Here is a 15,119-nt window from a genome sequence, read left to right on the forward strand (position 1 = left end):
CAACTCCGCGACGCATACGCAACTTGTCGGTTTCCGAGGTGGTTGCGTGGAGGAGCCTTCGTGGCATGGACATCCTCACCATCGTGACCGCGAATGTGGACGAGGGCCGCGCTCAGGACTTGATCGCAGCCTACGAGGTGTTGCTGGCAGGGGGCCTGCCCGACGGACTGCTCGAGACGCAGTTACTGGGCGACGGCAAGGGACGCTGGGCGATTCATTCGCTGTGGCGGGACCTCGCTGCGCTTGACGCCATGCGTGCTGCGCCCGACCCGCCTGCAGCTCCAACGCTGTTCCGCCGATTCTCGGCGCAGCCGGTATTGGCAGTCATGAATGTCTTGGTCGACAGCCGTCGAGGGCCCTGATCAACCCCTTCAGGTCTCGGGGCCGACGAATGGCCCGAAGCCACGGTCCGTATTGGCGCGGCCTGGCGACCGCGTCGGCAGAGACCCTCCGCGACTGGAACGACCCCGGCAGCCTCCGGGTTTGGCCGGTCCAGTCGCCATCCCCCTGCAGCAACCGGACCAGCCGTACCCTGCCCCCTCTTGCCTCGTGCGACCTCCCCAGGTCGTCCGTGGCCCCCGAATGGAAGGCTAGAGCCGAGCCAAGAGAGTGTCATCATTGGGTAAAGGCGCGGTAAAACAGGATCCGCTTTGCTCACGCTTTGTCCGAAATGAACTGGCCGAACGGTTGATGTCTCCCCTCATCCGTTCGGCGAACGGTACCGCGGCAAGCGGCGCCCTCGTCCACGCTCGGGGCGACCGCGACGGTGACGCGCGGTTCCGACCCGTCGAGCGTCGCTCAGTTGAGTCCAGCACAGTGGTGTACGACACCCCATGGACTACCCGCTGGACAACCCTCATCGACGGGCACGTCTTCCCGTCCCGTCACTGCAAGGTTCGTTTGTTGTCCCGCACGGGCATCTGAGCTTCAAACCTCGACCAAGGGTGCTAGCAGCTGAACTCGATGCCTTTCCGGGACGGGATCGGTCGTCGGAGGCGTACGACGCGTGGTTGAGGATGCAGAGTCCCCCCGTGATCAGAGCGAGGGGTCCTGCTAGAGGACCACGGTCGCGCCCATGGCGACCGTTCGATCCTGGGGAAGCCGGAAGTACTCGATGGGCGAGGCCGCGTTGTGCGCCAATCCGAGGAAGAGCCGTTTGCGCCAGGTCGGCATGTCCGTGCCCGTGCCCCGTTGCAGGGTGATGCGCGACAGGAAGTAGTACGCCTCCTCCGGATCGACACTGATGACGCCCTGGTCGCGGGCGAGGGCAAGCGCGCGCGGGACGTCCTGGTCCTCTTGGAAGCCGAAACGCAGGGTGAGGTGGGTGATGGCGTCGTAGGGGTCTCCCAACTGGTCGAGCTCGACGCGGTCGGCGTCGTCGACGAACGGCACGTTCTGCGATGCGGTGGAGACGATGAGGACGGTCTGGTGGATGACGTGGTTGAACGTCGCGTTCTCGCGCAGGGCCAGCGGTGTGGAGGTCTTGTCCGGATGCAGGAACACCGCGGTGCCGGGGACCTGCCCCACCGCCTCGCTGGCCAGCCAGGCGATGAACGGCTCGAGCGGACCCTCCATGTCGGCTCGGCGGGCGGTGACCAGGGTGCGCCCGCGCTGCCAGGTCAGCATCACCGTCGCCACGATGAGGGCGATGAGCAGGGGAAGCCAACCACCGTGGGCGACTTTGGTCAGGTTCGCCCCGAAGAACGTCAGCTCGAGAGCGGCCAAGGGCAAGCCAATGGCCGCGAGCCGGCCCCGGCCCCATCCCCACGCGGACTCGGCGAGGACGAGGAACAGGGTGGTGGTGATGAGGAACGTGCCGGTCACTGCGAGTCCGTATGCCGTGGCGAGCCTCTCCGAGGACCTGAAGACGACCAGCAGCAAGAGGACACCGACGAACAGAGTCCAGTTGACCGCCGGCACGTAGATCTGGCCGCGTTCGATCCGGGACGTGTGTCGCACGGTGAGTCGCGGCAGGTACCCGAGCCGCTCGGCCTGGCGGGAGACCGAGAACGCACCGGAGATGACCGCTTGGGAGGCGATGACCGTGGCGATCGTCGCCAGCACCACCATGGGGATGCCGAGAGCGTCGGGGGCGAGGTGGAAGAACGGGCTGCTGGCGGTCGAGGGGTCCTTGAGGATGAGCGCGCCCTGACCGAGGTAGTTGAGCGTCAGTGCCGGGAAGACCAAGAAGAACCAGGCCCGGCTGATGGGTCCGCGGCCGAAGTGACCCATGTCCGCATACAGCGCCTCAGCGCCCGTGATGGACAAGACGACCGCGCCCATGGCGACGAAGGCGATCACCGGGTGGTCAAGGGCGAACAGGACCGCATGGTGCGGCGACAGGCCACCGAGGATGGCCGGATCGCGCACGACCTGTGCCGCACCCAGCACACCCAGCACGATGAACCACACGAGCATCACCGGCCCGAAGTAGCGCCCGACCAGGGCCGTTCCGAACCGCTGCACGGCGAAGAGGCCGGTGATGATCGCCGCCCCCAGTGGGACGACCAGGTGGCCCAGTCCGGGCGCGGTCACGGTCAGGCCCTCGATGGCCGACATCACGGAGATGGCCGGGGTGATGACGCTGTCCCCGTAGAACAGTGACGCCCCCAGCACCCCCAGCAGCATGACAAGACCGAACCGTCTCCCACCGGACCTGACCGCGTTGCGCGCCAACGCGGCCAGCGCCATCACCCCTCCCTCGCCGTCGTTGTCAGCACGCAGGATGAAGGCGACGTACTTGAGCGACACCACGAGGGTGATGGACCAGAACACCAGGGAAACGACTCCGTACACGTCGCCCGGGCTCGTCTTGACCATGTTGTGGTCGATGGAGAAGACGGTCTGGAGCGCATAGAGCGGGCTCGTCCCGATGTCTCCGAACACGACGCCCAGCGCGCCAAGAGCCAGACCCCACCCTGAATTTCTCGCACGCGCGAGGCTGTCGTCCACAAGACAAGGATCGTGCAATCACGCCCGCCGCAGGGGTAAGACCGTGCCTCCAACCCGTTAGGAATGCATCAAGGCGCGTGCGGCGCACAGCTCGGCAACCAGCGGGCGCGGTAGACGGTCGCCAAGCATGGGGTTGCAGGCGCAGGATGAGACCGTGGAAACCTGGGACGCCCTGCGGGCACGACGAAATGTTCGGCAGTTCACTGAGCAGCCAGTCCCTGACGAGGCGCTCGACCGCATTCTCGAGGCTGGGCGGCGTGCCCCGTCGGCTGGCAACTGGCAGCCCTGGGACTTCGTGCTCGTCACGGACAGGGCGCGGCTGGTCGAGCTGGCGAAGGTCTGGCAGGGCGCGCGCCATGTCGCCGGCGCGGCGGCCGCGATCGCGATCGTCGCGCCAGAGCCGAAGGACGATCGGCAGTCCGAACTGCTCCAGTACGACCTTGGCCAGGCCACGTATGCGATGACCGTCGCCGCGGCCGACCTGGGTATCGGCACGGGCCATGCCGCGGCGACGGACCAGGACCAGGCCAGGACCGTTCTGGGCTTCCCCGAGGGGCGATTCCTGGCCTACCTGCTCTCCGTCGGTTATCCGTCGGACAAGCCGTTGGCYGTCATCAACCGGCTCAACCGACGCCCCTTCGACGAGGTTGTCCACCGCGGAGTGTGGTGACCAGCGCGACGCCGCCACGGGACCGGCGTCATAGTCGAGCATGGGGCGGAGCAGTGCCTAGCGTGAACGTCAGGCCTGCCCGAAGCAGCGCCAGGTCGCTTGCGCGCGAACACGGCGGGGTAGCGTCGCGGCATGTCGTTGGCTATCGCGGTGCCCTGTGCCGTGGCGTCAGCACTCGCGTACGGCACGGCGACGGCGGTCCAGCACCGGGCGGCCCACCGCGACACCGGACGCGCCGACGCGCGCGACCTCCGGCGCCTCGCGCGCGACCCGCGGTGGCTGGCCTCGGTGGGCGGTGACGCGCTCGGGCTGGTCCTGCAGGTCGTCGCCCTCGCGACCGGACCCGTCCTCCTGGTCCAGCCGCTGCTCGTCCTCGCGGTCCCCGTGGCGCTCCCGGTGGGGCGCCTGCTCGGCGGCCCCGCGCCGGGCTGGCGGGACTATGCCGCGTGCGTCGGAATCCTCGGATCGCTGGCGGTCTTCTTCGCCCTCGTCGGCGACCCCGGCCACGCCGCACCGCTTCCGACCACGTCCGCGGTTTGGGCCCTGGCGGTCGCGGCCGTCGTCGGCGCCGGCGTGCTACTCGCGGTGAACACAGCGACCCGGACCGTGCGAGCTGCCGCGTATGGCGCGGTGGCCGGTGCCTGGTTCGGCCTCGTCGGGGTGCTGCTCGATTCCGTGGCCACCACCTGGTCGCGGTCCGGCCTGGCGGGGATGACCCACCCCGCCGGCTGGGTCCCACTCGCCTGCCTGCTGCTGGTCGGGGCGGCCGCGCTGTTGCTGACCCAGTTCTCCTTCCAGGTGGGTTCGCTGGCGGCGAGCTTCCCGGCCAACGAGGCAACGGCTCCCGTGGTCGCCGTGGTCCTCGGGGCAGCCCTGCTCCATGAGCGGCTACCCACGTCGCCAGGGCACGTCGCGGCATACCTGCTGTGTCTTGCGGTGGTGGCCGGCGGCGCAACTCAGCTCGCGCGCGGTTTGTCCGCAGACTGACTGCGGCACATCGCCATACCGCGATCTCCATCTCGACGCCGGTGGTCGTGGCCCGTGGTGAACCAGTGCCCGCGACCCGCAACAGGTCGCCCGACGGTCGCGCGATGCTCACGGCTGGGGCATGGCCGCGGCCAAGGAGATGGTCAGGGTGTTGGCGGCCCCGAGTGGTTTGTGCCCGTCCGCGATGGGTACGTTCGAGGTGCCCTGCGCACGTCCCCCGAGGGGCCGCCCTCTCACCTGCAGAACGAGGCTCAGCATGTCCAAGCACGACGAGCGTGACTACTCCGAGGCCGACCTGGAGGTCAGGGGCCAGGAGGACCACGCAGCCGGCCCCACCGCGGTGGCGGTGTCGATGAAGCGGGCCCTCGACCACATGGGTGTGAAGCGGACCGCCCAGACCCTCCTCAAGCTCAACCAGGCCGAGGGCTTCGACTGCATGAGCTGTGCGTGGCCGGACCCCGACCCGGGCCACCGCCACACGGCGGAGTTCTGCGAGAACGGCGCCAAGGCCGTCGCGGAGGAGGCGACCCGCGACCGGGCCACTCCGGAGTTCTTCGCCCAGCACAGCATCGCCGAGCTCGACGCCCACACCGAGCACTGGCTCGGCCAGCAGGGCCGCATCACCCACCCCATGGTCAAGCGGCCGGGAGGAACGCACTACGAGCCGATCGAGTGGGACGAGGCCTTCGACCTGATCGGGGCCGAGCTGCGCTCGCTCGCCAGTCCCGACGAGGCGACGTTCTACACCTCCGGGCGGGCCTCCAACGAGGCTGCGTTCGCCTACCAGCTGTTCGTCCGCGCGTTCGGCACCAACAACCTGCCCGACTGCTCGAACATGTGCCACGAGTCGACGAGCATCGCCCTGCAGGAGTCCATCGGCATCGGCAAGGCCAGCGTCACGCTCGACGACGTCCACACCGCCTCCGTCATCGTCATCGCCGGCCAGAACCCCGGGACCAACCACCCGCGCATGCTCTCGGCCCTCGAGATCGCCAAGCAGAACGGCGCGAAGATCATCTCGATCAACCCGCTGCGCGAGGCCGGGCTGGTCAGGTTCAAGAATCCGCAGAAACCCAAGGGCGTCATCGGGCACGGCACGGCCATGGCCGACCTGCACCTGCCGGTGAAGGTCAACGGCGACCTGGCCCTCTTCCAGGCGATCGGCTCGCTCCTGGTCGAGTGGGATGCGCTCGACCACGAGTTCATCGACGCCCACTCCACGGGCTTCGAGCAGTGGCGCGACCACGTCCGCGCCGTCGACTGGGACCAGGTCGTCGAGGTGACCGGGCTGTCCCGCGAGCTGATCACCCAGGCCGCCGAGATGCTGCGCGGCTCAACGCGCACCGTCTACTGCTGGGCGATGGGCCTGACACAGCACCGCAACGGGGTCGCGACCATCAAGGAGGTCGTCAACCTCGCCCTGGCGCAGGGCAACATCGGCCGCGAGGGCGCCGGCCTGCTGCCGGTGCGCGGCCACTCCAACGTCCAGGGCGACCGCACGATGGGCATCTGGGAGCGACCGCCGGCTGCCTTCCTCGACGCCCTCCAGAAGGAGTTCGGCTTCGACCCGCCACGTGAGCACGGCCTGGACGTCGTCGACTCCCTGCGCGGCATGCGCGATGGGAAGGTCCACTTCTTCATGGGCCTCGGAGGCAACTTCGTCCAGGCGGTCTCAGACACCGACATCGCGATCCCGGCCATGCGCAAGGTCCGCATGACGGTGCAGGTGTCCACGAAGATCAACCGCTCGCACCTCGTCTGCGGGGAGACCGCGCTGATCCTGCCGACCAAGGGCCGCACCGAGAAGGACATCCAGGCAAGTGGCGCCCAGTGGATCTCAGTCGAGGACTCCACGTGCTCCGTACACGCCTCCCGCGGCCCGCTGGAGCCGGCCAGCCCCCTACTCAAGTCCGAGGTCGACATCATCACCAGCATCGCCGAGGCGACGCTCGGGGACCGCTACGGCCTGCAGTGGAAGGCGATGCGTGACGACTACCGCGTCATCCGTCACCACATCGCCAAGGTCGTCCCCGGGTGCGAGGACTACGAGGTCAACGTCCGCAAGCCCGGCGGCATGATCATGCCGCACCCGCCGCGCGACACCCGGAGCTTCGACACCAAGTCCGGCAAGGCCGAGTTCGTCGCCTCCCCCGTCGAGGTCGTCCACGTCCCCGAGGGTCACGTGCTGCTCCAGACCCTGCGCAGCCACGACCAGTACAACACCACGATCTACGGCCTCAGCGACCGTTACCGCGGCATCGAGGGAGGCCGCAAGGTGGTCTTCGTGCACCCCGACGACATCACGGCGTTCGGGCTCAAGGACGGCGACCTCGTCGACATCACCACCCGCTGGGCCGGTGACGACATCGTCCGCCGCGTCCGAGGGTTCCGCGTGGTCAGCTATGACACCCCGCGCGGATCGGCGGCCGCCTACTACCCCGAGACCAACCCGCTGGTGCCGCTGGACTCCACAGCCATCGGGAGCAACACCCCGACTTCCAAGTCGGTGGTGGTGTCCCTGACGCCAGCCGCCGGGCCCAGCGCCGTGAACGGCACCACGCCGGCGGAGACCGCTGGCACCTCCCAGAACCCCACGGGTTCGGACTGGGACCACAAGAAGACCCCGGAACCCAAGCACCTGTCCTGAGCAACAGCCGGGGATGGTGTCGACCGCGAGGGTCGGGTGCAGGATGGCAGGGTGAAGCTCACGCTCGACCTGCATGACATCTACAACCGCGGCGCGGACATCGACCGCGCCTTGCGTGCCGTCATGGACGAAGCCGTGGCGAAGAAGGCTCCCCTGGTGGAGATCATCCCGGGCAAGGGGTCTGGGGCGCTGAAGAAGCGGGTGCTGCGCTTCCTCGACCAGAAGGAGAACCGCGCCCTCTATCACCGGGTCGAGAAGGACGTGGACAACCACGGCCGGATCTTCGTGCACTTCAGGTGGAAGGGCCCGGCCCGACGCCGATGAGCAGTCGGCTGGCCAACCTGACCCTGTTGGTCGCGGTCCCGCTGGCGGTCGCAACCGGGTTCACGATGTTCCTGCTGGGCGGTGGGCCGGTCTGGCCGGTCGCCATCATCCACGGGGTCGTCGCACTCCTGGTGATAGTGCTCGTGCCGTGGAAGTCGATGGTCGTCCGACGAGGGCTGCGGCGGCCCGGGCGCCGTGGGCGGATCACGTCATTGCTCCTGGGGTTCGGCGTTCTCCTGGCCCTGATCACGGGAGTCGCGCACGTAGTGGGCGTGTTGTTCGCCAACTCGCCCGTGACGACCATGCAGGTGCACGTGGGTGCCGGCGTCTTGGGCGGGCTCCTGACGGTTGCTCACGCGCGCCAGCGCCGGGTCCGCCCGCGCCGGACTGATCTGTCACGTCGCTCCTTCGTGCGACTGACGCTGCTGACCTCCGTGGCGGCCGCGTTCGAGGCGAGCGTCCAGGCGACCGGCGCGCTCACGGCGCAGCCCGGCATACGTCGGCCGACCGGGTCGTTCCAGCTCACGTCGTCCGCGGTCACCGCGATCCCTGCCACGTCGTGGCTGTTCGACCAGGTGCCCGCCGTCGACTCAGCGCGCTGGCGGTTGACCGTGGCGACGGGCGGCTCGTCGCGCGACTGGTCACTGGCCGAGCTCGCCCAGTGGGACGACCGGCAGGTGGCGGTCCTGGACTGCACGGGCGGGTGGTGGACCGAGCAGGAGTGGTCGGGGGTGCGCCTGAGCAGACTGCTGCCACCGGAGGCGAAGGGAACCGTCGAGGTGATCAGCGCGACGGGATACTCCCGACGGCTTCCGTTGACCGACAACCTGCTGCTGGCGACCGGGATCAGCGGCGACCATCTCTTGCCAGCCCACGGGGCGCCGGCTCGTTTGGTGGTCCCTGGTCGCCGCGGCTTCCATTGGGTCAAGTGGGTCGTTCGGATCAACCACGACGACCGCCCATGGTGGGCCGAGCCACCTCTACCGCTGCACTGAGGCGGCCCGCCCTTGGTCAACCTGCCGGGGTCAAGGACCCTGATGGCGAAGCAGGCTGATGAACCGGTCGGCGTCGCCTGCGCGGGGGATGTTGTTGAACATCACGTACGGCGAGGGCCGGCCCTCGACCAGATCGCGCAGCCGGCGCAGCTCGTCATCGGTATGGACGTGCCGCCAGCCCGTGGTCCCATGCAGCCGGTAGTAGGTCTGCTGGGGCGTCACCGTCTCGCTCTGCATCGGGTCGACGACGTGAACCAGGTCCAGCTCGGCGCACAGCTCGATGAGCAAGTTCGTCGGCCACTCACCCCGCGGCTCCCAGAGCATCCGCCCCGCTGGCCGCTCGACCTGCCCCATGAAGGTCCGCAACCGGGCGACGTTCTCGGTCGTCGGGCGGAAGCTCTTGGGGCACTGCAGCAGCACGGCGGTGGCTCGCAGGATCCGGGCGCACTCGAGGGTGCGCTGCCAGCCCGCGAGCACCTGGGGCGTGGTCCGGAAGCCGCCGACCTGACCGTGGGCGCCGTCCGGCAGAGGCTTCTTGAGTCGTCGGTAGGTGGGGCTGTTGGACTCGTGGGTCACGACCTGCCATGCCTTGATGGTGAACTCGAAGCTGGCCGGTACCTGGCTCCGCCAGCGCGCCAGCACGGCGTCCGCTGGCGGTTCGTAGAACGTGCTCTGCACCTCGACCACGGGGAAGCGACGCGCATACGACGACTGGGAGATCGTCCACCCACACAGTCCAACTCGAACGTCCACGCTGTTACCGGTTCCGGTCGAAGTGGCCGAACGGCGGGCGCAATGGGTTACACGGAGGCATGCGTCCGAGTATCCGTGATCGCAACACGGTGCGGCGTCGCCACCGTCGCGAGTGTGGCATTCCGCAACTAATGCTGGTCGACGGAAACGGGCTGCTCGGTGGCCCGACCGTGGTACCCAGGTTCGCGGGGGCTCGCCGGGTGCTCGGAACAGCTATCTTGGCGATGTGCGAGCGGCGAGAGACATCGTGCAAGACCTGGGCCAGCCGTTCCTTGTCGAGGCCACTGGCAGGGACCAGCGCAGCGACCCTGTGCTGCCGACGACGGGTGGCCCCGCTGGCAACGCCATCTTGACCGCTTGGACCGGGTTGGTCCTACTCGCGCTGTTCGTGGGGGAGCTGATCACCCTCGTCGACGTCCGAGGGCTCATCTCCTGGCACGTCGCCATCGGTGCCATCCTGGTGCCGCCCGCCTTGATGAAGACGGCCAGCACGGGTTGGCGCTTCGTGGGCTACTACGCGGGTCGCGAGCCGTACCGGGTCGCGGGGCCTCCGCCCACCGTGCTGCGCTGGCTAGGCCCCCTGGTCGTGGCGTCCACCCTCGCGCTGCTGGGTTCGGGCATCGTGCTCGTCCTGCTCGGCGAGGAGAGCGGTCGGCGGCGCATTCTGTCTGTCCTCGGCTTCGGCATCAGCTGGGTCAGCGTGCACCAGGGGGTGTTCGCAGTGTGGTGCGTGGCTACCGGGTTGCACCTGTTGGGTCGCATCGTCCCCGCCGTGAAGTTGACGGTCCGTCGGGGTGGTGCAGCGCGGGTTCCGGGGGCGCTCGTACGGATGCTGCTCCTCGTGGCGGCAACGGGCGCTGCCGTCGTCCTGGCTGTGGTGCTCGTCAGGAATGACACCTCGTGGCACCAGGATCGGATTGGTCCGGACCACGCGCGCCCACCGGGAGCCGCGGCTCCCCGAGGCTGAGCGGTTGCGGCGACGGGGCCTGACCGGAATCGATCTGAGGATGCCCTGATTGTCCCTTGCCCGACCCGCGTCAAAGGGGAAAGGTGAGCGGTGACGGCAGCGCCGTCGGGGCGCTGCCCCGATCAAGGGAGCACGTCGTGTACGCACGCACCACAACGATCCAAGCGGACCGCTCCAAGGTCGAGGACGGGATCGCCCACGTCCGGGACAAGGTCTTCCCCGCCGTCACGGCCATGGACGGCTGTGCCGGAATGTCGCTGCTCGTCGACCGCGAATCGGGTCGCTCCATCGCCACGACCTCGTGGGAGTCGGAGGACGCGATGCGGGCCAGCGCCGAACAGGTGAAGCCCCTGCGAACCGACGCGGAGCAGACCCTTGGAGCGACGTCCAGCGAGGTCGGGACCTGGGAGGTCGCCGTAATGCACCGCGACCACGCCAGCCCTGATGGGGCATGCGCTCGCGTCACGTGGCTCAGTAGCGACCAAGGACTGGCCGACCTGGCCGCCGACGTCTACAGGACGCTCATCCTTCCCACGCTGCAGGATTGGGACGGCTTCTGCAGCGCGAACCTGATGATCAGCCGGGATACCGGTCGCATCGTCGGCACGGTGACCTTCGAGACGCGAGAGCAGCTCGAGGCGACGCGCGAGGCGGCCAAGGACCTACGGCAACAGGCCAGCGCACGAATGAACGCCGTGGTCGACGATGTGGCCGAGATGGAGGTGGCGATGGCACACCTGCACGTGCCCGAGCTCGTCTGACCTCTCGAGGGCATCACACGGGCGCGCGCCGTCGAGTCACCATGCTGGTCACTCGACGGCGCGCACTCTGGTAGCGCTCTTTTTGCAAGTAGTCGGGCCGCGACCGTCCGCGTCCATCGAGGTCCACGGATCGGCGCTATCGAAAACAATGTTCTCTTCAGGGCCTCCGGCCGCTTCGACGGGGCCCTGCTCGACGGCTCATGCCACACCGCTGCGCGGTGGACGGGGATCAGCGGGGCAGAGGGTTCGGGCCGGTCGCGGTCACGAGCCGCTGTGGCACCCAGTCATCGACGTGATGGAACCCGTCTTCGAACGGGCCAGCGTCGAGCTCGACGGACGCCCTCAGTGAGAGTCGGTAGAACTTCACGTGGGTGAAGTCCTCGAACAAGATGTAGACGGGGTCGGGTGTGCTGTTCGGGCCCTGGAACTGCTGTCCCGTCAGAACGGGCTTGTGGGCTTCGACGAACGGTTCGAAGGTGTCCCCGATGACGACGCCGAGGTGCTCCAGTCCCATCTTGTAGACGCGCTGGTGCACGGGTGGGATGAGTTCGATGAGCGGCACGACCTTGCCATCGAGGACCTCGAGCGGCTCAGCTGGCACGATCAAGGAGATCGGGCGCCCGTTCCAGATGTTCTCGCGATTGGCGGCCGCGTGGCGTTCGAGCAGGGTCCGCACGTGCACGTACTGGTCCCATTCCGGCACGCGGACGGCGAGGTGGCTGAGGGGGTACGGGCGGATGTCGATGCCGCGGTCGAGGAGGCGGGACTGCTGCTGCGCGGCGAAGGCCCGATAGTCCCCGATGATGTCGCTCACCGGATCGGCCATCGCAGCCTCCTCTCGGCCTCATCGTAAGACGCGTTGTGGGGTGGACGCACCAGGCCGCCCCGCCCACTGTCCGGACAGGCCGCGACACGTGAGTGCGCTCTTGTGTGGCCCGTGCCGCCGACCGCATTGCGCATCGTCAGAGGTAGCTGTCCGGCACGGGGCCCAACACCTCCATGTGGTGCCTGGCCGCGATTCCGTCTAGGGCGGAGGGTGTGGCGGTTCCAGACTCCTCGGCGGCAGACAGCTCCTCGAAGAAGCCGACCATCGCGGCTGGCGTGAAGAGGTTGAGCTTCTTCCCGGGGCCCTCGGAAGACACCCTGAACGTGTGCGGCACGTTGCGGGGAACGTAGACGAAGGCGCCCTGAGGGCATCGGTGCTGTTCGTCGTCCAGGAACATCAAATACTCGCCCTCGAGGACGTAGAAGGCCTCCGCCGCGTCACGATGGCGATGCAGAGGAGGGCCGAAGCCAGGCGGCTCATTCTGAGTCTGCAACACGGTCAGGTCGCCCGACGTGTGGTCGCCTGCGAGCACGACGGCTTGGAAGTTGCCCAGGTCCAGGAGGCGGCCCTGACCCGGAAGAACGACGAATCCTTGGTCCATGTGCCAGAGTTGCGGGAGTGGGGGCCTGACAGCAATAGCCGAGACGAAACAGAGCAGCGACAGCGTCTTTGGCGCCGCGTTGACTTGCCGATCATCGGTGCGGTCGCGACTGCCCGTACCTGACTCAAGCTTCGACGTGCGGGCGCCCCTCGCGGCGGTGCTGCCATCCATGGTCAAAGGGTGGCGCCGCACCCACGACACGACCCCGGGCCGGGTCAGTTGGTGAGTTCGAGCCAGGCGTCGTCCGGTGCGTAGTCCACGTCGGTGACCAGCCCGTTCTCGGCCACCGACGCGTAGGCGTAGTAGCCCGTCGAGGCCGGGAAGACGCAGGGTTTGGATGCCCCCGACAAGAAGAAGATGCTCACATCTCGCGGCGGTTCACTCGCGTTCTCGCTGGGGTGGGCGAAGTCGAAAGGTATGCCGTACGGCCCGCCGACCCGCTCTTCGGTGACGCCGGTGGTCAGGTTCTTGACCCACACCCGCAGCTGCCCGGGTTTCGGGGCGTCGGTGTTGATCCCGATCTGGCAGTCGGCGGCTCCATCACGATCGGTGTCGAAGACGAGTCCGTGCTCGATGACGCGGCTCGCGGGGTCAAGTGTCGATGCCAACTGGGGTCTCTCTCGGAGCTTGATGCCCCAAGACAGCGAATGCGATGGGTCCCCGGAGTTGACCTCGCGGATGTCGATCCCACCGTAGGTGGTATCTGCTGCATCGATCTGCGACTGCCTCGCAGTGACCCGTCTGAGGGTGTCCGGGCGAAGCGGAGTCCAGTGCCTCGCCAGCGGATCCCCTGTTGTCCGGGGGGTCGGGTCGTGGGCCCCTGACGGATACCCCGTGGGCTGGGGGGATGGATCCTTGGCCGGCTGCGGAGCAGTGCGATCGAACCCGGCCATGAAAGACGTTCCGAGCGTGGCCAGGACGATGAACACGGCGGCCGCAACAGCGGTGAGCACGGTGCGCGTCCGGTGTCGCTGTGCTCCACGCCGCTCGATGACCGAGAAGTCGGGCGGCTGTGCCGCCTGAGCCGCAGCGTTGGACATGTCGGAGTTCAGGAGCCGGTCGAGGTCAGGCATGGGTCTCATCCTCCTGACGGGGGTCCGGAAGGTCGGCAAGCTTCAGGGCGAGGGCAGCCCTTCCCCGGCGCAGCCGGGTCTTCACCGTGCCGACGGGGACGCCGGTCGCCTCGGCGACCGCATGCACCGGCAGGTCGGCCAGGTAGTGCAGCGCGATTGCCTCCCTCTGGCTGGCGGGCAACGTCCGCAGCGCAGCCATGAGCGCCAACCGGTCGTCCTCGAGCATCGGGTGTCGCGCGACCTGCGCGTGCTCGCGCTCGCCGAGCAGCCTGCGTCGGCGCGCACGGGTGCGGCTGACGTTGACGGCGACCGTGCGCAGCCACGCCTCCGGGTTATCCAGCCGGGCAAAGGTGCGTCGGTGCTGCACCGCGCGTGCGAAGGCCTCCGCCACAACCTCCTCTGCCTCCGTGAGGTCGCGGCACACGCCATACAACTGGCCCACCAGGCGCCTGTATGACGCCTCGAACACCACGCGGACCGGGTCGGACTCACTGTGGACGTCGTGGGCCACGAGTGATTCCCCCTGTCTCGCACTCATGCTGGCTCTACCCCTCAATGCGAATCGAGTCGAGGGCGGCCTTCAGGTCGGCCTGGTCGGTGGCGGACATGCGGGGACTCGTCGCGACCAGGAACACCTGACGCCTCGCGTGCACGTCGACGACGTAGACGCTCACGTGTTGGTCGGGAAGGAGCACGAAGTACTTGTCGGCGGGTGTGCTCTTCCAGACCTGGAGACCCAAGACGTCGTCCTCGGCCAGGCGACACGTCGCCAGGTCAAGGCTCGCCGGGACCTCGAGGTCGATCCGGGTTGCGGGGTAGCCCGCCAAAGTGCCGGCCACTGGGCTGGTCTTGTTCGGGCCGGGCTGCTCGAGCAGTGCCGTGACGAGGTCTTCCACGCGGGACCCGACGGCCATGGGGGCGCCCTCCCCCCGACACGCGTCGGTGAAGATCTCGTCGACCACGACGGCATAGAACCCGAACTCGTTGTCCTGGTCGGAGTGCTTGCTGAAGATGTGGCCGTACTGCACCGCCCAGCCCGCCCGGAACGTCACCGTGTAGTCCGCCAGGGACCACGCGGAGGCCGGAATCCGGTAGGTCCCTGACTCGATCGCCAGGTGCGCAACGGAGGATCGGCCGCTCGTCGTGGTGTCGCTGGCCCACGTCGGAATCACGGGCTGCGGAGCCATGTCAGTGGCATCCCCCGCGCACCCTGTCGGAGCCCCCACCACCAACAGCCCAGCCGCCACGACCCGGTGAGGTGCCGGGCTCATCATCCCCCGCACGAACCTGCCCTTCATAACCACACGACCCACGAGCGGCCGGAAAGGTTTCACACCAGCGACGATCCCACCCCGCTCGCCTCCACCGGAAGTACGTCGTTCGGCCGCGAGGAAGACAGYCGTACCGCCGCCTGAGCGCCGGTCACGATGTGATCTGGGAAGTCACGCCTCCAAGGTGTCAGCACCAACCAAGACACAGGAGGACACCATGCCCGGTGCAAGCAAGATGACGACCCCGGTGGCCGTCGATCTTCCCCAGATCCAGGGTCGGTACGCCGAGCGC

The 15,119-nt window shown here is 68.2% G+C and carries 15 protein-coding genes; 8 read left to right on the top strand and 7 right to left on the bottom strand.

The window, feature by feature from the left end; translation table 11 throughout:
• Nucleotides 1–65: 65 nt before the first annotated feature.
• Nucleotides 66–362, top strand: a complete 297-nt coding sequence (locus AC1DX8_RS18455) for an antibiotic biosynthesis monooxygenase (protein ID WP_477631412.1) — start codon at nucleotides 66–68, stop codon at nucleotides 360–362.
• A 691-nt stretch (nucleotides 363–1,053) separates the two neighbouring features.
• Here AC1DX8_RS18455 and AC1DX8_RS18460 read toward each other — a convergent pair.
• Complete coding sequence (locus tag AC1DX8_RS18460) at nucleotides 1,054–2,952, bottom strand: potassium transporter Kup (RefSeq protein ID WP_477631413.1); 1,899 nt, start codon at nucleotides 2,950–2,952, stop codon at nucleotides 1,054–1,056.
• Nucleotides 2,953–3,106: 154 nt separating this feature from the next.
• On the opposite strand from AC1DX8_RS18460, the gene AC1DX8_RS18465 reads away from it, so the two are divergent.
• From AC1DX8_RS18465 to AC1DX8_RS18485, 5 genes are all read left to right on the top strand, one after another.
• Nucleotides 3,107–3,622: a nitroreductase family protein gene (locus tag AC1DX8_RS18465; RefSeq protein WP_477631414.1), complete on the top strand. Its 516-nt coding sequence runs from the start codon at nucleotides 3,107–3,109 to the stop codon at nucleotides 3,620–3,622.
• A gap of 132 nt (nucleotides 3,623–3,754) precedes the next feature.
• Entirely contained in the window at nucleotides 3,755–4,609 is an 855-nt protein-coding gene (locus tag AC1DX8_RS18470; protein ID WP_477631415.1) for a DMT family transporter, read from the top strand.
• A 256-nt stretch (nucleotides 4,610–4,865) separates the two neighbouring features.
• Nucleotides 4,866–7,256 carry an FdhF/YdeP family oxidoreductase gene (locus AC1DX8_RS18475; RefSeq protein WP_477631416.1) on the top strand — a complete coding sequence of 797 codons (2,391 nt, stop codon included), beginning with the start codon at nucleotides 4,866–4,868 and terminating at the stop codon, nucleotides 7,254–7,256.
• A gap of 51 nt (nucleotides 7,257–7,307) precedes the next feature.
• Nucleotides 7,308–7,580 carry a Smr/MutS family protein gene (locus AC1DX8_RS18480; protein ID WP_477631417.1) on the top strand — a complete coding sequence of 91 codons (273 nt, stop codon included), beginning with the start codon at nucleotides 7,308–7,310 and terminating at the stop codon, nucleotides 7,578–7,580.
• Entirely contained in the window at nucleotides 7,577–8,575 is a 999-nt protein-coding gene (locus tag AC1DX8_RS18485; RefSeq protein ID WP_477631418.1) for a molybdopterin-dependent oxidoreductase, read from the top strand. Before AC1DX8_RS18480 ends, AC1DX8_RS18485 begins: the two co-directional genes overlap by 4 nt.
• A gap of 30 nt (nucleotides 8,576–8,605) precedes the next feature.
• Here AC1DX8_RS18485 and AC1DX8_RS18490 read toward each other — a convergent pair whose 3' ends face one another.
• Nucleotides 8,606–9,328 carry a DUF72 domain-containing protein gene (locus tag AC1DX8_RS18490; RefSeq protein ID WP_477631419.1) on the bottom strand — a complete coding sequence of 241 codons (723 nt, stop codon included), beginning with the start codon at nucleotides 9,326–9,328 and terminating at the stop codon, nucleotides 8,606–8,608.
• A gap of 226 nt (nucleotides 9,329–9,554) precedes the next feature.
• Between AC1DX8_RS18490 and AC1DX8_RS18495 the strand changes: the two genes are divergently transcribed.
• Nucleotides 9,555–10,295 (top strand): hypothetical protein, encoded by a 741-nt coding sequence (locus AC1DX8_RS18495; RefSeq protein ID WP_477631420.1) that lies wholly within the window; start codon nucleotides 9,555–9,557, stop codon nucleotides 10,293–10,295.
• Between the two features lie 137 nt (nucleotides 10,296–10,432).
• Entirely contained in the window at nucleotides 10,433–11,056 is a 624-nt protein-coding gene (locus AC1DX8_RS18500) for a hypothetical protein (protein ID WP_477631421.1), read from the top strand.
• A 229-nt stretch (nucleotides 11,057–11,285) separates the two neighbouring features.
• On the opposite strand, the gene AC1DX8_RS18505 is transcribed toward AC1DX8_RS18500, so the two are convergent.
• From AC1DX8_RS18505 to AC1DX8_RS18525, 5 genes are all read right to left on the bottom strand, one after another.
• Complete coding sequence (locus tag AC1DX8_RS18505; protein WP_477631422.1) at nucleotides 11,286–11,882, bottom strand: VOC family protein; 597 nt, start codon at nucleotides 11,880–11,882, stop codon at nucleotides 11,286–11,288.
• A gap of 136 nt (nucleotides 11,883–12,018) precedes the next feature.
• Nucleotides 12,019–12,654, bottom strand: a complete 636-nt coding sequence (locus AC1DX8_RS18510) for a cupin domain-containing protein (protein ID WP_477631423.1) — start codon at nucleotides 12,652–12,654, stop codon at nucleotides 12,019–12,021.
• A gap of 44 nt (nucleotides 12,655–12,698) precedes the next feature.
• Entirely contained in the window at nucleotides 12,699–13,091 is a 393-nt protein-coding gene (locus tag AC1DX8_RS18515) for a hypothetical protein (RefSeq protein WP_477631424.1), read from the bottom strand.
• 457 nt (nucleotides 13,092–13,548) lie between these two features.
• Nucleotides 13,549–14,094, bottom strand: coding sequence for an RNA polymerase sigma factor (locus tag AC1DX8_RS18520; RefSeq protein ID WP_477631425.1), 546 nt, complete (start codon nucleotides 14,092–14,094; stop codon nucleotides 13,549–13,551).
• A 7-nt stretch (nucleotides 14,095–14,101) separates the two neighbouring features.
• Complete coding sequence (locus AC1DX8_RS18525; protein WP_477631426.1) at nucleotides 14,102–14,743, bottom strand: hypothetical protein; 642 nt, start codon at nucleotides 14,741–14,743, stop codon at nucleotides 14,102–14,104.
• Between the last annotated feature and the right edge of the window lie 376 nt (nucleotides 14,744–15,119).

It is taken from the genome of Pedococcus sp. P2_A3, assembly GCF_056405035.1.